Annotated in this window: 1 protein-coding gene; it reads left to right on the top strand. The window is 68.8% G+C overall.

What is annotated here, in order from left to right; genetic code table 11:
- Nucleotides 1–25,659, top strand: coding sequence for a macro domain-containing protein (locus ACFQ4H_RS04585; RefSeq protein WP_377567284.1), 25,659 nt, complete (start codon nt 1–3; stop codon nt 25,657–25,659).

Genomic DNA, 25,659 nt, shown 5'->3' with positions numbered 1-25,659 from the left:
ATGGGGATCAATCCGCCACCGGAACTCAACTACGTCATCTTCATCCTGGTCGGTGAGCAGTGGCCGCAGGGTGACGAGGACAAGGTCTTTCTCCTTGCCAACGCGTGGGACAAACTGGCGGAGGATCTCCACGACATCGAGAACGACTTCGGCCTGGCTGCCAGCGCCATCGACCAGGCCGGGGAGGGCGCGGCGATCACCGCCGCGACGGAGTACCTGGACAAGTATTTCTCTGCGGAGGCGGGCTATCTGCCGGAGATCCGTGATGCCGCCCGAAAAATGGCCGAGGAAATCCGCAAGGTAGGTCTGGAGATCCAGTACGCAAAATACATGATCATGTTGATGGCCGCCTGGCTGCTGGCTCAACTGATCTATCTGATCAAGCTCAGCGCCGCGACACTGGGCGCAACCGGCGGCCTGATCCCGGCAGTGACCAAGATCGCCCAACTGTCGGCCCGGGCGATCCTGAACCGGCTGGCCATCGCGATCCTCAGCGGGGTCGGCTTCCAGGTGTTGCTCGACGCGATCGTGCAGAGCCTGCAGTTCCTCAAGGGCGACCGCACCCACTGGGACACCAAGAAGACGATCACGGCGGTTGGCATCGGCTCGATCGGCGCCTTCGCCGGCACCGCCCTGAGCACGTTCAGCCAGAAGTTCCTGAAGAGCTTCCACGGATCGTTCGCGGACGAGGCGATCCGGGGTGGCCTGGGCGAGGCCATCCCCGAGGTGATCCTCGACGAAGGAAAGTTCGGCGACGGGGCGGCCGGTGGTTTCGCATCGGGAGCCAGCACCGAGACGATCATGGACCAGGCCATCGGGAACCGGAAGAACATCCTGGCCAACATGAAGAACGGGGGCAGCCTCGGGACCGACATCAACCTGCCCGAGTTGCCCGACCTGGACCTGCCGGAGTTCGACCTGCCAGCCGGCGAAGGCCCGGACAGCCCCGGGTTGCCAGGGGTGCCGGGCTCGACACCGGTCACTCCACCGCCCGGTGCTTCGCCTGCCTACACCCCGCCCATCATCGCCCCCGGGGCCCTGCCGACGGACAACCCGATCAGTTCCACCACCAATCCCCCGGTTGGTCAGACCATCACGCCACCGATCGACACCTCGGTGGACGGCAACCCGCAGAACGGCCTGCCACCTGCCGTTCCGACTGGCGACAGCGGCACCGCAACGACCGCTCAGCCACCGAACGATCCGCCTCAGCAGGGCAACGTATCCGTGCCGCCGGAGAACCTCGAGCCGCAGCAGCCGGTCCAGGCACCGCTGGTCGGTCAACCGTTTCCGACCAACCAGGGCGGGTCGCCAGCCCCGACACCCGGCTCGAACAACCCCCCGGCACAGAACGGCGTGGGGCAGAACAGCAACGTACCCGGCGGCCAGCGCCCGGTCGACGGTGTCGACCGGGCCGGTGGCAACGGTACGGGCGACGCGCGGAACACCGGGACCACCAGCGGCCCGAACTCGCCGGTCATCTCGCCGGAAACCCCACCGGTCTCCTCCGTCGTGGTGGATCCGAACCAACCGCCGGTTCAGCCGGGCGGCGAATCCGTACTTCCCTCGGAAGCCGTCGCACCGATCACGCCCGTCGGCCCGTCGACCCCCTCGGTCGAGCCGCCGGTGTCTGGGCCGACGCCACCGGTCACCCCGAACATCCCCGGCCAGACCGCAGATTTGACCACTCCGGAGCCCCCGGTCGCGCCGTACGTGATCAACTTCGACGGAACGGACACCAGCGCAACCGAGAACGTCACCAGCGACCAGCAGTCCGAACACCAGATCGACGAACCGGTGGAGACGCCATCGGAGGTCGAGTTCGAGCCGACCGGCGACATCGAGCCGGCTGACGACATCGAGCCGACGGGCCCGCAGGAGACCCCGACATCGTCCCGGTCGCCGGGCACCGGCCCGGTCACGGAGGCCAGCGCACCGTTCGTCACCAGTGGACCCACCGATGGCGGGGGGTCGAGCAGCACCGGTAGCACCCCGGAGGGCCGGCGGCCGGTCGGCGGGGAGTCGGTCGGCAATGGCACACCGGGCAGCTCGATCGTCAACCCCGGGCCGACGACGCAACGGGCGCCGAGCCTGACCCCGACCGTGCCCACGGCCAGCATCCATCCCGGCGTTACCGGGATCGGCGGGTCGATCTCGGTCACCAGCAATGCGATCCGGAACGCGAACGCCGACCTGGCCCGGCTCCGGGCGAACCTCATCGAGCTACGCCCCAAGGTCGAGACAGTCGTCAGCAGTCACCTGAGCGGCCCCACGCCGGAACTGGCAACGGCCGGTGCCACCCTCCATCGGGACTGGGTGGCCTACCAGACCGCCACCACCGGTCTGCTCAGCTCCATCCCGGCCAACGAACTGGTGGCGACCGTCGCCGAACTCACCGAGTTCGAGAACGCCATAACCGAACGACTGGCCACGCTCGAGCAGGGAACTCCGACGACGTCCACGACCACGACCACGACGGTGACACCGCTGCTCTCCGAGCCTGTGCTGGACGCCAGACTCACCGACCTGCGGGAGGGCTTCGGCCGGCTCGGTAGCGACGTGGACGCGGCGATCGCGAAGATCAACCGAGGCCGTACCCGCCGGCTGAGCAACCCGTACGCGCAGCGGGAGATGCTCATCGAGGCGTGGAGCAGGTACCGCAGCGGTCTGTCGGACCTGTTGGCGACGTTGGCCACGGATCCGACGTCGCTCACCACGACGGAGATCACCGCGCACCTGGACCACCTGGCCATGCTGCGCGACCAGCTCAAGGCCGGCGTACGGGCGGTCGAGCGACCCAAACCGGGCCTGCCCGGCGGTAAGCAGGAACAGTGGCAGACGGCCGGCGCGAAACTCGACGAGACGCTGCCCGAGGAGGCCTCCCGGTACGCCTTCATGCGGCGTACCTTCAACGCGCTCAACCAACGGGTCACCAAGGCGCAGGCGCTTGCCGCCACCGGTCAGGGCCCGGTCGGGGCCGTGGACCGGTTGGCCCTCGACCTCGACGCCTACCGGCGGGCCCTGACCGACCTGACCCTGCTGCGTCTCGGCCCGGCCGACGAGATCACCGGCACCCTGATCGGTGAGGCGTTGGTCCGGGCGGAACGGTTCAACGACCGGCTGGCCGATCTGGTGCTCGCGGTCGAGAACGGCGACTCCACGCCCATCTTCCACGGCATCGTCGATCTCTCCGGTCAGGCCGTCGACGCCGACACCGGTTCCTTCGTCACCGCACCCGGCTCGGTCACCTCGGCTCCGGACGTCGCGCCGACGATCGTCGCGCAGGTGCAGGAGGTCGTGGCGACGGCGGCGGGCCTACGGGACCGGTTCGCCACCGCGCTGTTCATGATGACCGGACTGGACCAGCTCAGCCCGGACGGCGAAACCCCACAGGTCTGGCGGGAACGGTTGGCTGCCAGTCACGCCGGCCTGGCCGCCGAGGTCGCCGACCTGCTGTTGCGTATCGAGTCCCCGGACGGCACGCACCCTCCGACGGCCGAGGAGATCCAGGCGGTCCGTGACCTGGCCGCCGACCTCGACGCCGAGTTGTCCGTGGTGGAGGAGACGGCCCGCTCGCTCTGGACACCACCTCCACCGCCGCTTCGCCGCGAGACCACCGAGGACGTCGACTCGGACCGGTTCACGGAGATCATCGACGACGAGACGCCGGACACGCCCGACACGCCGGAGACACCGCCGGACGAGGCTGCGGTACGGGCGGAACTGTTCGACATCGCCATGCAGGTCGTCGAGTTCGAGACCCGCTACCAGACGCTGTTCGACAACCTGACCGCGTACGCCGGGCCGCTACCGAACGGCCAGACCGCGACGCGGTTGCGCGACGGCCTGGAGCAGGACGCCAAGGTCGCGCTGGACGCGCTCGACGACCTGATCGTGCGCAGCGTCAACCCCGCCAGCAGCGCACCGCTGCCGACGGCGACCGAGATCGCCTCGGTCCGGCAGCAGGTCACCGATTTCATGGCCTCGGTGGCCGAGGCGGAGAACGTCACCCCAAGTGCCGACAACACGTCGTTCGTCGCCGCCAGTACACACTTCGAGGTGCGCTCCCCCAGCATCGGGAATCCCACCGGGACCAACCAGGACGACCCGACGGGCAACGAGAACAGCGACAGCAGCGAAGAGGAGCAGCCGAACGACGCGGACCAGCAGTCGGACTCGGACTCCGACCTCGGACCGACGACCATCCAGGAGACCCTGGAGCAGATCGTCACCAGTCACTCGGAGACGATGGCCGCCCTTCGCGAGTGGCTGAACCGGATCGCCCTGGCCGACCTGACCGGGACCAACCGGGGGACGGCCGCTGAACGGGCCGCCGTCGTCACGGTGTGGGGCGCCTACCAGCAGTCGTACCAGCAGATCGTCGGACAGCTCACCGGTCTGGTGGCCGACGGCCGGGGTGACGACGTGCTCGACGCCGACACCCAGACCTCGCTGCGTCACCGGCTGGCCGGCCCGCTGAACCTGCTGCTCATGGTGCTCAGCCCGTGGGACGGTACGACCGAGGCCCCGGAGGGCTGGCCGGACTTTCTGGACGCCATGGCCGGCTACGACGCCCAACAGCAGCGGGCCAGCAACGCCCTGTCCGGTGACGGCAACCTCGACCGGCGGATCGACCTACGGACGGCCGGGACACGGTACGAGGAACTGCGTGACGCGGTCGCGTCGCTGGTGACACCGCCGGAGGGGGGTGGGCAGCCGGCCGGGGTCACCGACCCGGCGGCCCTGCGCGACGCGGTGGTCGAGTTGTCGTTGCAGTTCAACGTGCTCGACGAGGCGACCCGGGCCGCGATCGCCGGCCGACCGGCCCCACCGGCACGCGACCGTTACGGCTGGCTGCCGGAAGCGTGGGACGGGTTCGCCGCACAGGTCGAGGCGGTACGCACCGAGTACGAGGCCTGGTACACCGACACCACCGCGACCGCCCGGAACGCCACCGAGTGGAGGCAGTTCCTCGACCGGTTCGACCTGTTGGCGACGCAGATGCGGGACAACGACGGCGAGAGCGGCTTCCTGACCCGTAGCCCGGCGGAGCGGGCGGACGCGTTCGCGCACCTGGCGGCGGACTTCACCATGATCCAACTGACGGTGGCGGGCATGACCGTCGGCCACCAGTCCGACAGTGCCAGCAGCGATTCACGGAGCAGCGACGACGAGCCCACCCAGCCCCGACCGGACCGGGGAAAGGGCAGGCCGGCCGACGGTCAGTCCTCGGACCAGGACGAACGGGTCCGAGGCGGCGGCCGTGACGCGGTCGTCACCGGCTGGAACACCTTCCGGGGCGGCTGGCAGGCGGTGTACGACACGTTCCGGCGGCCCGAGATCGGATACGCGGCCGGACTACAGAAGGCGATCGACACCGTCCCGGATCCGAACGGGCGCGCGAAACTGACCAACGATCTCGCGAAGCTGGTCGGTGACTTCCAGCAGCTCAACCAGGACGTCTCCTCGGCAGGTCGGGACGGCGACAGCGTGGTGGTGCCCCCGAAACGGGACGTCGACCTGCTGGACTATCGGCTCAAAGGGGTGGAGGCCAAGCGGGCCCGGCTGGCCTACGAGATCACGAGAGCGGGTGGTGACGGGAACCTCATCACCGCGACGACGAGCAGCCCGCCCACCATCGACGCCGAGATCACCGCCGACGACACTCAGGACGACACCACCGGTCAGGACAACGGCACCACCCGGAACGCCAACCTCGACGTGACCGATCCGCTCAGGTCGTCGCCCCAGCAACGGCCGCCGAGCATCGTCGTCATCAGCCCGGAGGGCCAGGTCTCCGAGCCCACCGAGACGGTCCGTAATCGGCCGGGCACTCCGACCACCGGCGACATGCTGGTCATCCCGGAATCGGATCTGGAGGCCACGTACGCCGAGCTCGACAAGCGGTCGGTGTTCGCGCCGCCGGAGTACGCGATCACCGCAGACCGGCGGTCGGCATCCAGCGCCGACACCTTCAACCTGGCTGACGACCAGCTGGTGGAAATGATCGAGAACCACATCGTCGGGATGTTCCCCAACCGCATGGCCATGGAGATCCGTGGGCTGCTGGCACCGTACCTGGCCGGCAACGCGCTGCTCCAGACGATGGAGAACCTCCTCAACGACCGACTGCCGATCGTCCTGCCGACCTCGGACGGGACCTACTCGGTGGAGGTAGATCTCCGTTACGGCGCGTGGGAGCAGCTGACCGACACCCATCTCAACCGACTGTTCGACTCGACCGCCTACCAGGCACTCGGCAAGAAGGAGGTACGGACCCGGCAGCTGATCGACCGACAGCAGGGACTGGACAACACAACCGACGACAGGCGCGGCTTCGAAGCCAGCATCCCGGTCACGCCGGTGGGCGACACGACCAAGAAGCCGGGCCTGACCGTCCTGGAGATGCTGAAGACGTCGTACGGGCTCAAGTTCAACCTCGACGCGGTCAGCAGCACCCGCAAGTCCAGCTCGATGGCGGCCACGACGCAGATCTTCAAGGGGTCGTCGTACCGGGCGGTGGAGTTCCTGTTCAGCATCGACGTGGGCATCACGCTACGTAAGGATGGTCAGCGGACACGGGTGGCCCCGCCACTGACCGTGGACGACGCACTGGTCGTCCGCTGGCCCCGGGAGCTGCTCCAACGACACACGTTCGACCTTGCCCCGGGTCAGCAGCCGATCGTCCGGGCGGCGAGTTCGGCGAACTGGTCGGCGTTGACGGGCCGGCCGGACTCGCCGCCTCCGCCACCGATGCTCAACGTCGACAACCCAGACATCGATCCGACCATCCAGGTGCAGCCGGACCGCTACCAGCCGGAGATCCGTACCGGCCCGCGGCCGTTGCCCCGGCTGGGCGGGGTGCCGGTGGTAACCAACGTGGGTGAGTTGCGGGAGGCTGCCTCCGGGGCACTGGGCAAGCAGTTCCAGAAGATCGGCTCACCGGCGTACGCGGCGTTCCAGAAGTTCGTCAGCCCCGGATCGATCACCGGCAACATCCACGACGCGTACAGCGGGGTGGCATCGTCGCCGGTACTGATCACCCCGCACTGGATGGCCGGCATGGCCTCGCTCGACGTGCTGCTGATGCAGGTGGAGTTCTTCAACGACGAGGTCGTGGTGGAGCGGGACGACTTCACCCGGGTCGATGCCGAGGACTACTACATCACCAACGTCGGACACTCACAGAGCCAGGGCAACGGCTTCAGCCTCGGCGCTCCCGTGAACCTCGGGCTCAAGGCCTTCAACATCAACCCGATCTCCTACCTCACGGGCAAGTTGGGTTTCGAGTTCGAGGTGCCGGTCACCCTGGACCGGGGGCTGTCGCACAGCCGACCCGGACCGGGGTTCGGCTCCGTGGTGCTCAACAAGGTCAAGTTCGACACCGAACCGACCACCGTGATCGCGATGGACGCGCGTTTTCAGTTCCGCAGCGCTGTCACCGGCGAACTCCGCGTCGCCTGGAGCCGGGTCTACACCCGGATGTTCCTCGACGACGCCTACCGCCTGGGCTATCAGACACCACCGCCGGTCCGCCCCCTGTCCCCGACACCAGGTCAGGACAGGACCTCCGGGTTGATCGACCCGAAGGCGCTGGCGACGCTGACGCCCCAGAACGCGCAGGCGGTCACCGAGGGCAGCATCGCCGCAGCGACCGAACAGGAGCGCCGGCAGAGTCCGGACCGGCAACTGCGGGCCCCCCGGGAGTTCTACAGCTACCTGCCGCCCATGACCCGGTTCACCAGGTTCGACGACGGCGCCAACCGGGTCATGGACGCGGCCATGCAACTGGTCCGGGACAACTTCCCCGGATTTCTGCCCCCCGGACGCCCCGACGGGGTCCTGCCGGTGGCCAACCTGCCGGGCGACGACGCCGACGCGACACAGAAGCTCGCGTACTTCGTCAACTGGCTGACCCTGGTCAACTCCCTGACCACCGAGAACCTGATCCGGCGAAGCCACGAAATCATCAATGGCGGGGACCCGATCATGCTCACCAAGCCCGGCAAGCTGGGCGACGAACGACTGATCCTGCTCGTACACGGCAAGCTGCTCGACGAGACCCACGCCAACGGCGGCCTGGCCTACAAGCGCACCCTGGCCGGCAACATGGAGGTCTACTACGGAGACTTTGTCGACCTGGGCAGCAGCACCACCCGGAGCTGGACCTACGGCCTGGGGCTGGCCGGCTCGCTCGGACTGCCGTTCACCGAAGCGCTCGGCGGCACCATCGGCGAGTTCATGAAGAAGATCGGCGGCCTCAAGTTCTCCACCGGTTTCACCAACAAGGACAGCGTGACGTTCGGTTCGGGCTACTCCGGCAGCGGCGCGGTCGGTGGCGGCGCACACTGGCTGGCGGAGTTCGACGGCCGGATGCAGATCATGATCTCCGCGTTCACCGTCACGCCCGCCGTGCCGACGCAGATGGAGACGGCCATGCCGATGCCGGGCGGCTTTCCCGGCACCAACATGGAGATCGGCGCGTCGCTGGAGGACACCCGCAGCCCGTTGGCCAAGCAGATTCCAGTGGTACGTTCCTTCGGCGCCCCCACCCAGGCGCAGCTCGACAACCCCATCGAGTTCGGCTTCAGCATGGTGACCGCCGAGGACCTGGTCGAGGAACTCGATCCGCAGACCGGACAATGGCACTCCACCATGGCCGACGCGGTGAGCGGCTTGACCTGGTATCCCTCCCCCGACCTGGACATGCCCCAGGGCGCGCTGGCAATGGTGCACACCAGCAAACTCATGCCCGCCGTCGAGCAGGGATTCCGCCACCACGGCATCGACAAGGTGCCGCCGGAGATCTACGACCAGATCCAGAAGTCGCTCGTCGGTGCCGGGCCGAGGAGCCGCGACTTCTCCGGGCCCAATCAGCAGTTGCTGTGGCGCGACAAGTGGAACTTCGACGCCGAGTTCGACACCTACCTGGAGGTTCACCTCAACCTGCGGCCGCGCAAGCTGACGTCGATCGGTGAAACCGACCACGGATACCGCTACCTGCACTTTGCCGGCACCTCGTCGATCTCCAAGTCCGTCGGCACGGAACGGGGAAGCCTGAAGGGCGGGGTGGAGCTACCCGGTCTCGGCACCGCCTTCGGCGGTTCGCCACACGGTCTCACCGCCACGCCCGGCTCGTTCACCTACACCAACACCCGCTCGTACGGCCGGTCGCAGGTGCTGCACGGCGTCCTCGACCGGGTGGACATCGAAATCAGTCACCAGGTCTGGAGCTGGGCCAACTACGTCGCGACCATCTCGGTACGCATGTACGAGGCCAACCGCTACGGTCTCCACGCTGACGACACATACCGCTCCCGTCCGCAGAACGTGCCGGGGCTGGTGCTGATGGAGCTGCATGAGGCGCTGGCCCGAGGTCTGGCGCCCCAGAAGGGCCAAACGGCGGTGTCCAACTCGCCGAAACAGTCCGCCAGTCCCAACGGGTCCACCAACTCGAACGGCCGGCTCAGCCCCGTCGGGCGCAGCGGTCTGAACAAGGGCGGGGTGTCGGCCACCTCGCCGGTGGCGTGGCTGGCACTCGGCCACGAATCGGACGTACCGATCAACGCCGCCCGGCTGCAGCTGCTGCCCCCACCGTCCGTGTTACGCAACGACGGGCTCGGGCACGTCGCACCGTTGCGGGTGCCGGACATGCGGGAGTTCCGCGACGCGTTGATCGGGCGGTTGTACCAGCAGCACAACTTCTTCCAGGCCATGGCGATCAGCGACGAGATCGCCAAGCTGTTCCACCTCCATCCCGGTGGTGGCCTCCTGGAGTCGATGATGGCCGGTTTGACCGTCACCGTCGGCTACCGGGGAATGTTCACCGACCACACCTACCGCGTCACCTTCTTCGCCGAGCTGATCAACCCCACCTATCGAGGACTCACACCGGGCAAGCACGCGCTGGAGGGCAAGCACCTGTCCAGCACGGAACATGGGACGTCGGTCAGCAGCTCGCACGGCCGCAGATACAGCGGCCTGGGCCTGCGGTACTCCTACGGTCCGAAGCCGGACAATCCGTTGAGCCGGGCGATCAAGGAGATCTCCGTCGGCGGATCGGGCAACATCAGCAACAGCACGTCCCGGGGGACCAGCGCGGGTAGCAAGTTCGACGACAGTGTGGGCCTGCTCCAGATCGGCAACCTGGCCCAGTTCGAGTTCGACGTGCAGCTCAGCGCCATCGTCCAGTCGGACACCGGGCTTGGCGCGGCCGCCCTGCCGTTCGCCGAACTCTACCGGGACAGCAGCAGGTACCGGGTCAACTACCTGATCCGCGGTGGCACCTTCATGGGGTACCCGGTGGAGATAGCGCAGGTCGCCGAGGCCGGCTACAACTCCGAGGACCGGGCTCTGCTCTCCACCGCCCAACACGCGCTGGCCGACATCACCGGCTCCCTACAGGAGCTCAACCGGCAGTTCGAGCAGGCGCTCAGGGTACTCACCGACCAGGGCACGCACGTCGAACAGCACAGGCGACGGTTCAACCAGTCGGCAGACGCCGTCATCGAGGCGTACGACCAGGTAGAGCGGCCGAGCCACCTGCCGTGGGACCGCCCGATCTCCACCTGGACCAACCTCCAGGTATCCGAGGGGCTGGCCGCGCTACGACCGGTCGTCGACCTGTTGATGGCGATGGAGGACCAGGTCGAGCTGGTGCAGGCCACGGCCGAATCGCTCCAGTTGGGCGAGGATGCCGAGATCAGGCAGGCCCGCGCCGAAACGGAAACAGCCGAGTTCGAGGCCTGGCGGGCCGCCGACCCCCTGATGACAAAACAGACCCGGACGCTACTGGACAGTCCAGGACTCGCACCGGAGCTGTCCGAGCGGCTGACCCAGGCGCAGGCAGCGGTGACGAAGGCTCGAAACGACCTGCGAGCGGCCGGGGTCAACGTCGACTACCAGTTCGACGCCCTGCCGTTCGGCGACGTCAACACCGCCTACGAAGCCTGGGCCGGCGTGCTGGCCGAGGCCGAATCCGCACTGGCCGGAACACCGGTCACCTCGACCGTACCCGCCCCCCTGCGCAGCACGGTCGTACCGCTGGACACCCTGTTGGACGACCTGCTCCCCCGGTTGGACGGGACTGCCAGGGCGGCGCTCATCACCGCCTGGAACACCGCCGTCGCCGATGCCGCCACCGCCGCCGGCCTGGTCGGCACCGACCCGGTCGGGGCGCTCGAAGGGCTCAGAACCGCCATCGACAACGCGGTGAGCGCGATGGAGGGCGCGGCGATCGAAATCTCCTACAACAGTCCCGCGATCGTCCGCTCCCGGATATCGCACGCCGTCGGCGTACAGTTCGCCAAAATTGCGATCAGTGGACGTACCACGTTGGACGAGCGGGCCGAGGCAGCTCAGGCTGAGCTGAGCCAGGCCGCGCCGAGCGACCTGCAGGCCCGACGCAACCAGTTGACGGATCGGAAGAAGGCGTTCGCCGACGCGATCACCGCTGCCGAGACCGCGCTGGCCACCGACCCGGCCACGGTGGAGTCCGTCGATGCCCTGGACGCCCTGGACGAGCCACTCAAACAGCTCATCGGCACGTTCGCCGCCTACGCCGCGACCATCACCACCGAGGAGAACGCACTCGGCTACCGGCCGCCCACCGAGGTGGTGGTGACCTCTCCGACCGTGGAGCAAGCCACCGCGAAGCCGACCCGGTCGCGGCCGGCGCCGGTACCCCGGTCCTTCACCGCCAACCCGATCAATCCGACGATGCAGCCCCGTCGGGAGCTGATCGTCACGGAGTTCCAGGAGATTCCCCTGGGCACCGCGCACCACACCCTGACCAAGGGGCTGCCCCTGACCGCGAACCACCTCGCCGAGGGCGACGTCGAGTTCGTCGGCGGCCTCAGGGATCTCCGGGCCGCGGTGGCCCAACTCTTCAGCCCCAAGGGCCTGGGCAAGATACTCGGACCCGGTACGTCCTGGCTCACCAGCAACGCGTACCTGCACGACGCGATAGAGACCGTGCTCAGTCCGAACTTCCTGATCCACAACCTGCTGACGATGATCGACGGGCAGGTCAGCATCCCGCTGTCGGAGTTCGGGGTCTTCACCGACGACGCCGGAACCCTGGAGCTGTCCGCCGACATCCTGCACCTGACCAACCTCGGCCCACTCAGCGAAGTGCTGTTGAAGGACTTCCAGCGGTTGATCGAGAAGGGCAACAGCAATCGCGGAACCGGCCGCGGGTACGGCGTCGAATTCGACGTCACCGGGAAACTCAAGACGTCGAGCGAGGCGGTCATCACCGAGCTGGCCCTCAAGGGCGGCCTGTCGTTGGGCGGTGGTGCCGGTGCCGCCACCGGTGGCGGCGCCACCGCCTACGAACGCGGGGACAAGACCACCCATCGCCAATTCACCAGGCTCAGCGCGGGCGTCGAGTTCCTCATCTCCTGGCATCCCCCGGAGAACTGGTTCGGTGCCACGTCCGCCAGCCTGGCCCGGATACGGATCAACGACGACGGCACCACCCTGATCCTGCCCACCGAACAGGTGCCCGAGGTGCTGGAGCTGACCGCCGCCCAGCCCCAGTTGATCACCCGGCCGCTGCCGCGGCACACCGTCGTCGGCCCGGTACAGCAGACCGTCACGGACAGTGAGGTACGGGCCCGCAACCTCGCCGCGATGCGCGTACTGCAACAGAACGAACTGGACATCGTCCGCACCGAGCGGATGCTCGAACGGCTGCCACAGTGGCGACAGCAGGTGCTGAACGCGCTGAACGAACTCCACCGCGCCGGGGTGGACGTCACCGACCGACTCACCGCGATCACCAACGCGGAGCGGGCGGTACGGGCCACGCGGGACCGCTACCTCGCCATACGTGGCGCGTTGGACCCGCACCAGATTTCCGACCAGCTCCTGCCGATGACCGTCGAGCGCTACCGCGCGTACCTCAACGCCCTGCTCACCTACCGGGCGACGCTGGCCGTCGAGCTGTCGAGCGCCGACGAACGCACCGACTTGCGCAACGGTCTCCAGGAGCTCCGTGAACGCTACACGGCGTTGAATCCGACCGGCACGTTGAGCCGTGCCGAGCAGGCGCTACACGGGCTGGTCTTTCCCGCTGCCGGGGGTGCCAACACACTGGACATCCGGTTCCGGTTGGCCCAGGGCCGGGCCGCACTCCAGGAGGAGATCAACCGCTACGAAGCTCTCTCCAGCGGCGAGGCGATCGACGTCCTGTCCGATGTCGACGCGGCGCTGGAGTGGCAGGCACTCACCGACGCGATCAGCCGGCACGAGGCACTGGTCCGCAGCATCAGCCGGGCCGAGGCACTGACCTCGGGTGACCCCGCGGTCACCGTCAGCGCCGAACGCGCGTTCGTGATCGAGAGCCTGGACATCTGGATCGCCGACTTCCACGACCAGCGGCTCGACGACCTGCTGTCGCGGGCCGAGGACGTACTCGGTCAGCTCGGCGAGGCCGACCATCCTGATGTGGCGGGCCGGGTCGACCGGGCGCGAGCGGCGATCGAACGGTACACCGCGGACTACCGCGTGGCCCGGGGCAACGAGCCGGTCTCCGCCCTGGACGACGCCCGGGCGGTGGCGGCACTACGTGCCCTGCGGTCCCTGGTCGATGCGTACCAGGCGCTGGAGAGCGTCGTGTCGGTTCTGGAGGCGCAACTGGCCGACGCTGTCGGCCCGTTGGCCGCCGAGCGGGACCGGCTGACCGCCGCACTCAACGAAGCGGTCGAGACCACCCTGGTCGACGAGCGGATGACGAACGCGACCTCGGCGCTACTGACCGCCGCGCAGAACGGTGCGGACGTCAACCACCTCTGGCAGCGGCTGCGGCTGGCCGAGGCCGCCGTGAACGAGGCGATGCGGCGGATCGGTCGCCTCGGCGAGGGCGACAGCGCCAATGACCTCGTACAGCAGATCGTGACAACCACGGATGCGATCGCCCACCTGACCGAACTGGACCGGGTCCTCGCCGACATCGAGGCTGTCGCCGCCCCCACCACCAATGCCGCCGATCTGGCCGCCCGGCGTACGTACCTGGAAAACCTCCTCGTCGTCCACGACGCGAGCCTGGAGAGCCTGACCACGCGGCGGAACAGGGCCGCCGAGGCCGCAGCGGTGATCTCCCAGAACGCGGCGACGGCACCCGCCGCAACGAGGTTGACCGACCTACTCACCCCCCTTCCGGCCCGGCAGACGCCACCCCCCACGGGCAACGAAGCCCGCGACGCCCACCTGGCACTGCAGGCGCAGGTGCGGACGGCGACCGAGTTCGCCGCAACCGTGGACGCTCTGGAAACCGTGGTCAGCGGACCCGCCGCTGTTGAAGCAGCCGTCCAGCAGGTAACCGATCTCGCGCTGCGGATGTACGACCGGATAGTGCGCGAGAATCCGCTGGTCCGCATCGACCAGACCCTGGCGGCGCTACGTACGGTGACACTGACCGGAGTGGACACCACCGAGATCACCACCCGGCTGATCGCTGCCCGGGCCACCTATCGAGAACTGCGCGACCAGGGCAATCAGTGGCTCCCCGACAGTATCGAGGAGTTCGACGTACGGCAGGTGCACCTGGCGTTGATCATCGGTGGGCGACTCGAACGGGTGATGGACGAGGTGCAGAACGCGCTGGCCGAGGCGCGCTCGGTGCTGCTGGGACTCGAAACGGCACGGTCACGGCAACAGAGTCCGATCACTCCCCCGTCACCACCGCCCCTACGGAATCAGGACCGGGTGGCACAGACCCACGAACTGTTCCTGAACGTGGCGGAGTGGAACGAGGGGTTCACCCGCTTCGAGCGGCGGCACAACGCCGCGATGGACGTGCTACGGGCACCTGACACCACCATCCCGAACGCCGCCGAACTGGCCGAGCGGATGGACAACGCCTTCGCCGAGGTGTTGGTCACCGACACCCGGCGAATGCGCCGGGACGTACCGGACGAGGCACCCGACAATCTCGACGAGACCAGCGCCGACCTCTACCAGCCGCTGCTGGCCGCGGTGGACGACGCGTACCGGGCGTGGTCCGATGCGATCGTCGCGGCTGAGAACGCGATCGACCCGCCGCAGCGGTCCGATACGTCCGTCGGCGGGAACACCAGCACGACAACCACAACCACGACAGCCAACACGACCACACCGGCACCGACCGCCCCCGCCCCGCAGCCGGGGCTGGTGACGGTGACCGAGGTGTTCGGCCGGATCCAGGAACAGCGGGTGGACGCCGTCGTCACCGCTGCCAACGCTGCCCTACGCGGCGGTGGTGGCACCGACCTCGCGGTGCATGCCAACAATCCGACGATCATGCAGGAGTTGCGCCAGCACTGGCCGAACGGCATCCAGGTCGGCGAGTCGGTGGCCACGGGCGCCGGCATCCTGCCCGCACGTCACATCATCCACTCGGTCGGCCCGGTGTACAGCGCGACCCAGGACCGTAGCGACCAACTGCGCTCCGCCTACCGCACCGCGCTACGCGAGGCCGACCGGCTCGGGCTGGGCTCGATCGCCTTCCCGATCATCTCCGCCGGAGCCTACGGGTGGCCGGTCCAGGATGCGCTGCGTATCGCCCGGGAGACGCTTTCCACCACCCCCACCCGGGTACGGGAGATCCGCCTGGTCCACTACGACGACTCCCAGCCGAGGGGCCGGCACACCGTCATCAGCGGACCGGGTGGCCGCGACGGCTACGACGGCCCCGATCCGGACCGTGGTGGCAACAACGACGGCGGTGGACGCGGCGGCGGGAGTGGAGACTCGGGTAACCGGCGCGGTGGCGGCTTCTTCGGTGGTGGTGGACGCCGAGACGGTGATCACCGGGACGACGGTCGAGACCGACGCGGCGGAAACGGCCGAGGTGGTGGCGGTGGCGGTGGCGGTGGACGTGGTGGCGGACGCCCGCCCACCAGCCTCCAGAATCCGCCGGTCGATCCGATCGCGGTGGAGACCGCGCGACGGCTCTTCGCGGACGTGGCCGTCCACCGGGCTCGGCACCAGGATCTTCAACGCCGCCACGAGGCCGCACTGGCCAACATCGTCGGCCTGGCCAACGAAACCGCGCTGCGGGAACAGCTCACGGCGGGACACCAGGCGCTGATCGCCGCCCGGTATGCGGCAATGGCCGCTGGACTGCCACAGACCGCGCCGGCCGTCATGACCCCGTCGCAGGCGGGCGGCTACCTGGCACCGCTGCGTGGATTCCAGGCCGCCTACCAGCAGTGGGCCCGTGCCATCCGGGCGGCGGAGGCGGCGATCTCCGACTCCACCGGCGGGCCTCGGATCGAGGACGTGATCCGGCCGGGTGGCACCACCACGGTAACCACCGAACAGACCCAGACGGTCGAGCCGACCGAGCGGGCCTCGACCGACGACAGCCAGACCGCGACCGACGACAGTCAGACCACGACCGGTCAACCGTCCGAGTTTGCCGGTCTCGTCCAGGCTGTCGACACGTGGCTCACCAACACCGACGGGTTGCGTACCCGCCACGAGGCCGCGCTGAACGCCCTCAGTCAGCACACCACGAACGTGCCCGACGCGCGACGGCTACGTGAACGGCTGCGGGTCACCGCCGAGGTGGTGACAGCCAACGCGACGAGCACGCGTACCCTGCCCCGGAACGTGCCGACCGGGCAGGCCGGAGGTTCCGCGTTCGTCCAGCAGGCGTATCTGGACCGGCTGCGTACCACCGATGCCGCATACCGTGACTGGGCCGACGCGATCGACGCCGCTGAACAGGCGCTGAATGCCGCCACGGCAACCCCGGGCGGGGTCGACCGACAGCTCCTCCAACAGTTGTTCGACCAGGCCGGCCGGTGGCGGCAGAACGCGACCGACCTGGTCACCCGGCACAACACGGCCATCGCGGCACTGTCCGACGCGACACCGCCGGTAGCCGACGCGGACCTGCTCCGGCTGACCGCGGTCACCGCAGCCGAAGCCGCGCAGGTGGCGGCCGACGCGCTCGCCAACGACAACCTGCCCGACGAACTGCCGGCGAACCTGCTACCCACCGACGGTCCGAGTTGGCAGGGGCCGCTGCGGAACTTCGTCGACACCCACCAGACCTGGTCGGAAGCGGTCGCCGCGATCGAACAAGCGCTGCCGGAGCCGGCAGCGGAGCCAGGCGGCAAGGGAAAGAAGAGTACGGTCACTGCCGACACGAGCAGTGACGTAACCTCGCTGATCCCGGACCCGATCACTCCAGACACCTCCCGGCCGCCCAGAGACCCGCAACAGCAGCTTCAGGAGATCAACGCCTGGCTGGCCCGACGCCGTACGCAGCTCGCCGGCCTGCGCCAGGCCGTCAACGCCGCCATCGACCGGGCGCACCAGGAGCAGGAAGAGGGCCTGACCCGTGACCCTGACCACCAATGGGCCACCCCGTGGGGCAGCGGCCTGGAGGTGTTCACCACCAATCTGACCAATACTCTCCGCGGCTACGAGCAGGGCCTGGCGGACCTGTCCCACAACGTGGAGATCGGCTACGGCGGCGCGGGAAGCAGCCGGGGTGCCGCGTACGACGGCGTCCTGGACCAGATCAGTGAGCTGGACACGACGTACGGGCAGATCGTCATGGACACCGAACAGGTTCTAAACCGTCCACAGCAACGCCCGCCGGCGACCAACCGCACCGGCCTCAGAATCGGTGGCAGTCCGAGCGCGACCACTACCAACGCTGCCTCGAACCCGGGCACCGCGAGCGGTGTCGACCCGACCGCCCGGGACGCGGTCGACGAGATCGGCCGTACTCTGCCGAGCCTGACCGCCCGGGTCCGACAGGCGCTGGGCCAACTGGACGCCCTCGGTCCGAACGGCGAGAACGTGGTGGACTGGCGGAACCGGGTCCGTAACCTGCGAGACGAGATCATCGCCGAACACCAGGCGCTGGCCAACGCGGCCCGGACCGGACAGCCGGCGCCGCCGACGCTCGAACAGGTCATGGCGCTGCGGGACAGCATCGCCAGGCTGACCGAGGAGATCGGCGGGGTCACCGAGACCCGGGCTCGGACGATCAACCTGCGCGAGATCCATCAGGCGTGGCGTCCGGTGGTGACGCGGTTCCGCGACCTCCGTGGCCGCATCGAGCGGGCCGGCGACGCCGTACCCGAGACCCTGACCGCCGCCTGGCAGGCCGTGCAGGGCCCGTACCAGACCATCGTCAACCAACTCGGTACCTGGATCGGTGGGATCGGTCCGTCCACCGCCGACCGTAACAGCCTGATCGACAGCATGGAGCAGGTCGTCACCCTGCTGGACGATGTCACCGCCGCTCTCGTTCCGCTGGAGTCCGACTCGCTGGCCACAGCGAACGCGGCAGTGGCGGACGCACTACGCGCGGTGCCCGGCCTACGTGCGGCCCTGACCGACATGCAGCGGCAGTACGACGAGGTGGTCGAGAACGTTCCCGTCGGCCAGACTCGGCCACTGACCCTGGCGCTGACCGCATACCGCACCGCGCTGCGTCAGCTCGACAATCTGCCCACCACGACGGACGGACTGACCCCGACGCAGAGCGCGGTCCTGCCCCGGATCGTCAATGAGCTCAACGGATTGCGTGAGACGTTCGACGCCGAACTGGAGCGCCTCGACGCGGCCCGGAAAACACCGGCCACCAGCGTCGTCACCGGCTCCTCCCGCGACAACCGCCGACCACCGGGATCGGGTGCCGCCGGCGGTGCCACCAACGCCACCACCAGCACGAGCACCAACACCAGCAGCAGTACGACCAACCCGACCGCAACCGCGACAAACACGACCAGGACCATCGAGGCAACCACCGCCACGACCGAGAGCAGCACGACAGCGACCGACACCGATGAAAACACCCGAGGCGGGGGCGGCGGGTTCGGAACGTACCTCGGTGGCGCTGGCATCGGTGGCGGCTTGGGCGGCGGCGGCATCACCATCGACACCAGGCCGCCCGAGGTGACGTTCGTGGGGCGCGACGGGTTCCAAATGCTCAACGATGGCTACGACACCCAGGTGACCTTCCGGGGTGGTTTCGCCTCCGTGCCGCAGGCGGACTTCGACCGGATGCGCAACTACCTGCTCTCCGGGTGGCGGCCGAGCACCCAGTATGCCCTCGCCCTGACCACCGTCGGGGACAAGCTGGCCCGGGTACAACCCAACGGCGAACTGCAGGCCCTCGGCGACCACGAGGTCATCGGGCTGCTGAACAACGCGAACCTCAGGCCGGGTCAGGACATCCTGCTGCTGGTCGACGACGGTGCCACCCTGAGCCGTATCCAGCGCATCGCGACGGTGCTCAACAACGACATCCTGGTCACTCCGCAGGGAGCCGACGTCGACTTCGTCGAGGTGGACAACGGATCCAGGGGCACCCGACTGGAGGCTGTGGCCCGCGACCGGGAGACCGGAGAAATCGTCGACTGGCAGGTGATCCGCTCCCGCCGGGTGCCCGAGTTCTTCCCGCCCATGTTCAGCCAGTCCGAGCAGGGAGTCCGGCCGCTGCCAGGCCCGGTGACCGCGGCGCTGCCGGGCGGCGGTCTCGCGGTCACGACCCGAGCCAACTACCACGCACTGGGCGCGGGTCTGTCCCGCATGGGGCAGGTGCCGCTGCGCGGTCCGGCCCCGGTGCAGGTCACCGTACGCAACGGGCGGTTCGAGGTGGGGTGGGGCAGCGGCGACGTCGACCTGCTGCCAGGTACGCAGTTCGGTGCCCTGATCGGGCCGCGCATACCGGGCGCCCGGGAGCTGTTCCTCGCCATCAGCTGGCCGACCAACCCGACCGAGGCTGCCGAGTTGGAGCGCAACCTCCGGGACCTGGTCAACGAGCTCGGAAGGGTCGTCTACGTCCCGGGGCCGGCCAACAGTGCCGTATACCGGTTGGGTGCCTTCCGCTCGATCGACCGGGGCGGCAATCCCGGAACCTGGCGAGCGCTGGTACCCGACCCGGTCCAGGGATCCGAGCCGCTGACTCCGCAGCATCGGGGCGGGGCGGACGGTCGACTGGTGCCTGCGGTGGATCCGGACGTCACCCGCTTCGAGGGGGTGGTCGTCGGAACCGACCTGGAGACGGCCCTGGAGCAGGACTACCTCTACGGCGAGATCCGGCCCCGGCCCGGACTGTTCGTCGTCGACCTGGCAGTCGACGACGCGGGTCAGCTCGTCCTGTCGTACGGCGGCGAAGGAACGGCGGTCGGAGCGGCGGAGATCGCCGCGACGCTCACCCGGTGGGGGTGGCGGGGCAACGACATCCAACTGCTCACCGAGGTTCTCCCCGGGGGCACCAGCATCGCCGCCCAGGCACAACTGCTGGCCGACATCCTGGGTAACCGGATCTTCTTCCGCCAAGCCGGGACGTCCCTCGTCACCGTCACCGAGAACGAGGGAACCGACCGGGAGACCACCAGCCTGGTGCAGCTGGACGAGGAGGGCAACCCGGTCGAGTGGCGGTCCGTGCTCGGCTTGCAGGGCGACATCGTCACGACCGAGTGGTTCCGGTCCCAGGACGGCGTAGTCGACTACTCGCCCTACGGCAACGACCAGTTCACCAGCGTGCTCTTCCATGGGGGCTTCGCCACGGTCGACGCCGCCGCGTACGCCCGGTTCCACGACCTGATCGCCGAAGGTCGGCGGATCGACGGCGTGTTCGACCTCCTGCTCACTCCACAGGGCGGTGGTCTCCTGGGAATCGGGCATCCCGGGCCCGGCGGTGGCCAGTCGGTCAGCAGCCAGACGATCAGCGAGATGCTCAGGGAGAACGGCGCACGGGAGGACGGCAGCGAGATCCGCCTGCTGGTGCCGGGTGGAATGGCCTACCTAGAGCAACTGCATGAGCTGGCCGACGAGACCGGTGACACGGTGTGGGCACTGCCGCTGGACGCCGAGGGACGGGTCGACCCGGTCAGCGGCGAGATCCAGGCGGTCGACCGGCGTACCGGTGCTCCCGTGGAGTGGATCCCGGTCCAGCCATCGACGTTCCCCACCGGCATGCCGACGTTCTTCGTCTCGCGTAACGGCTTTCTCCGCCCGAGAGACGGCGAAATGGTCTTCCCGTTCGGCAATGGGCTGATGTCGGTCGAGCAGTCCCGTTACAGCGGCGGTGCGGCGCTCTCCGGGGGCCTCCGCCGTCGGGACGATCTCTTCCCGATGGCGCTGCCCGTGCAGGGCGGACGCTTCGGCGTGTACGACCACCTGGGGAACTTCACCACGTCGACCATCGAGGAGGTACAGATCCGGCTGCTGGCCCGGGGCTGGCAACCGGGCCAGCAGATCGTGGTGCCGGCCGTTGTGGGCAACGAGTCGACCGCCATCACCGCGCAGTACCTCGCCACGCTGCGGGAGTTGGCCAACCTCATGGGCGTGCCGGTGCTGGCCCTTCCGCCGGGTGCCGACTCCCGGTCCACCGGTGCCGACTACGACTTGGTCGCGCTGAGCGAGGCGGGCACCCGCAGGCAGTGGCTCACCATCATGCCGACCGACGGGTTCGACGGCAGGCGGTACGTCACCGACGTGCTCGGCCGGCTCTGGCCGGTCGACGAACCGGTGACGTTCGTGCCGGAGCAGCGTTCCCTGACCGGGCAGGGGGACGTAAACCATGCCGGGTTCGCCTCGCCCACCTCGGCGATGTGGGCGGACCGGGGCCTCGACTACGACCAGGTCGACCCCGACAGCGGCACGTTCTTCCTGGACCTGCCGTTGACCGGGGACGGCCGGCTGGGCCTGGCGATGCCGGACGGTACGACGGTGGCGCCCCGGTCGATGGCCGAGATCGCGCATACGTTGCTGGCCAACCGGTACGCCCGACGCTCGCAGACACTTCAGCTGCTCACCCCCATCCCGTCCGAGCACCGGGCGACGGTCGAGGCCCAGTTGGCCGAGCTGGCCCGGCTCCTCGGCCGGGACATCCTGTACCTGCCCGAGGGCGCGACGGCAGAGTTCACCGACGTCCTGGAACAGTTCAGGGCGGTCAGCGACGGCCAACCGGTGGAGTGGTTGACGTCGCGGGCGAGCGCACCGCCCGTCGAAGGGGTCGTCGACCATCCCGACCTGGGCGGCGAGTTCGCCGTCGGGCGGGACGTACACCAACTCGGCAACATGATCGTGATCGACGACGTAGGGGCGACCTACCACACCCATGCACCAGCGGTACGCAACCTGCCCGTCCGCGACGACATCACCACCGTCCGGGTGCTGGTCGGTGAGAACGGCGCACCGCTCACCCGACGCCCCGACAGCGACGGCGGATCGCACCCGTTCACCGCGCCGGCCCTCGATGCGGTGCTGCGGCACCTGCGCGTCGCCGACGGGGTACCGGTCCGGCTCGACCCGCACTACCTCGGTGCCGCCGATCCGGCCGAGTTGCTCACCCTGGCGCAGCAGCTGGCCAACCACCGTTCCGCCAGCGTCTACGTCGGCGAACAGGTCGTCACTCCGACCGACGGCACCGACCAGACCGCGCAGGTGTGGCACCGGCTGCGGCCGACGGCGGGTGGCAACGTCATCGGCGAGCCCGCCACGAACGCGTTCGTAGGCGACGACGCCGGTCATCTGGTGACCGACGCGACCGCGAACGACGAGCCCCCGTACCGCGACGGTGTGCTGACGCTCGGCGGACACACCCTGACGGTCGGTGTCGACGTACATCTGCTGCCGAACAACACGGTGCTCCTGGGCACGGGCGCGGACCTGGCCGCCTACCAGTCTTTGGTCACCAACGAGGCGGAGCGCGGGGACATCGTGACCGTGGTGGCCCGGTTCGGGCAGGACGGACTCATCGTCCCCACGCCCACCGGGTCGGTACGGATGCTGGATGGACAGTCGGTGGCCCACCTGCTGGCTGCCCTGGGTGTCCCGGCCGACCGACCGATCCGCATCCTGCCCGACCTGTTGCCGTCGCAGCGGGAACAGGCAGCGGTCTCCATCGACCGGGGTTGGCTCAGCCTCCTCGGTGACGCGCGGCGGGGCCCGGTCTTCTACGGCGTGGGCACCGCGTACGACAGCGCCCTCGGTGAGTTCACCGCCCAGATGTGGCCCCAACCGGTCGACGCGCCAACGCCCGAGCAGGGACGCGACCAGTTCTACCAGCGGGACGCCAACGGCGCGCTGAACCGTACCAACCCGGTCGAACCGCCACTGTCGTCGGACCGTGAACTTCCACCATCGTTCTTCACCACCGATGCCCTGGGCGTGGCGACAGGACCGCAGGAGGGTGTCGGCCTGGAGTTCACGGTGATGGGCAGCAACCTGCTCATCTTCGACACCCCCGAGGGGGTGCAGCTCAACACCCAACTCTACGAGCAGATCAGCCGGTCCGACGATCTTCCCACCGTGATCTTCGCGGTGACCGGCAACGTTCCGTCCGCCTACGGCGACAACGGGAACGCGGCCGGCCTACCCGTTGAGCGGGTGGCGCAGGCGCTGGAGAACATGCGGATCCCACCGCACCTGCCGGTCCGACTCGGGGTCGGCCCACTTGGCACCTTCACCGACGAAGTCGTCTTCCGGGAGTGGGTGACCGCGCTGGCAAACCGTATCCGCCGACCGGTCTACTACAGCGCCAACGGGCGGATCGATCCGGCCGTCGGCGATTTCGTCGACACCCACTGGCACCGGGTGGACCCCGATCCAGCGGTGGTCGACCAGGAACTGCCGACGATAGCCAACTACGCGCCGGCGCCACTGCCCACGTTCACCGGGTACGTGCGGGATTCGGTGACCGGGACCCTGGTCCCGGTCGACTCGCCGATCGACGAGGCCGGTCTCTCGTGGTCGGACTGGCAGGCCCGCGAGGCCACCCCGGAGGGCGTCACGGTCGAGCCGCTGCGGGACACCGACGACGCGCAACGCGGTATCGCGCTGAGCCAACCGGAGCAGGCCCGCAACCGGTTCCCGGCACCGCCACCGCCGGACGGGGACAGCGGCTCGGCACAGCCCACGACCAACTATGGTCAGGTCCCAACCACGACCACCCTCACCGACGACGTGTACGTGGTGACCGCCCAGGGCGACGTCGACAGCGTCTTCGGTGCCTCCGACGACCCGTACGGGCCACTCGGGCCGGGCAGTTCGATCTCGATTCCGGTAACCGTGCTCGCCGAGATCATGGTGGAGAACGGTTACCAGCCCGGCACCGAGATCGTGTTGGCCGTACCGCATGCCGGACAGGCAAACCCCCTGCTGCCGCAGGTGGAACGATATGCCCAGCAACTCGGTGACCTGTTCGATGTACGGGTGTCGGCAGCGCTCACGGACAACACCGATCCGGCCCAGTACCGTAACCCGGACCTCTTCGCCCGGTTCGACCCGCAACCGATCGACGTCCAACGCCCGGACCAGGGCACGATCGTGTCGCTGCCCCCCGCACTGCGGCAGGCGAACGCGGACGTGCTGGCACAGGACGGCAACCCCGACGCGCCGATCCGGATCGTACTGCCCGCCTTCCCGGACGGTCGGCTCGGATTTACCTACGGTGACCGGGTGCTGCCGGCGTACTCCGATCGGATCGCCGCCTTCATCCAGGAGCAGACCGGCGGCCGGCCGTACGTGATCGTGCCGGTGGCCGCGCAGGGCACGTTCCCGGCTGGCCGTACCCAGCAGATGATCGACCTGATCAGCCACAGGGTCGACCAACTCGCCGGCCGCGCGCCGACCGACACCCCACCGCCGATCCCGCTACCAGCGCCGAGTTACCCCGGCGGCACCGCTACGGGTACCGCCTCGTCGACAGCCCAGGACACCGACCAGGTGCCGACACGGACCGAACCGACGGTGGAACGCAGCACGCCCGCGACCCCACCGTCGCTGGCCGACACGATGGCCCTCTATGCGACCGTCGCACAGTGGCGCGAGGGGCAGGGCGACCTGCTGGACCGGGAGACCGCCGCGATCAGCGCGCTCGACCGGTCCACCCTCGCCAACGCTGCCGACCTGCGAGCCGGACTCGACTCGGCACGGCAGGCGCTGAACAGCGCGAAGATGGCGCTCGGACGCAACGGCGTACCGCAGATGCCGGTGGGCGACCTGCCGACGATCAGCCCGGTGCAGGCCGCCATGTACCACCCGTTCCTCGCCGCCGCCGCCGACGCCTTCCAGTCCTGGTCGGAGGCGGTCACGGCAATCGAGGAGGCGGTTGCCGCAGCCGACAGCACGCCCGTCGCCCACAGCATCCACTTCGGGGGCGGTACCGGCAACGACGCCGGGGGAAGCCCGAGCGGCGGGACGAACGCGTCGACGGTCCTGTCGATGCTGATGCCGACCGTGGTCGCGCCCGCTCCGCCCCCCGTGGTCGAGGAGCCGGTCACCCCGTACGTGATCGACAACGGCGCGGACGACGACGCCTCCTCCACCCACAGCGCCTCCAGCGATCAGACGATGGTGGGCGAAACGCCGGTCCAGGAAAAGCAGTCCACCGACCAGCCGTCGGATGGCGAGCCCCTCGCTGGTGATGAGGAGGGCGACGAGAAGGGAACGTCGGACGAGCCGACGGAGTACACCGGGGTGCTGGCCCGGATGCCCCGGTCCATCGCCGACATTCTCAGCGGCATGAAGGAGGACGCCTTCCGGCGCAAGCCGTTCGGTGCTCGCGACGAGGAGGAAGAGGAGGCGCTGCGCATCGCCCGGGAACTGCACCTCGACCTGCCGAACACGAAGCCGGGGAATCCAGCCGGCGGGAGCGGGAGCCCCGAAGGCGACCAGACCGAGGACGGAGAGACATGA

This window comes from Micromonospora sonneratiae (genome assembly GCF_042679305.1).
GTDB classification, from domain to species: Bacteria; Actinomycetota; Actinomycetes; order Mycobacteriales; family Micromonosporaceae; genus Micromonospora_H; species Micromonospora_H sonneratiae.
Note: the sequence above shows the minus strand (reverse complement) of the source record. Positions and strands in the feature narration are given on the sequence as shown.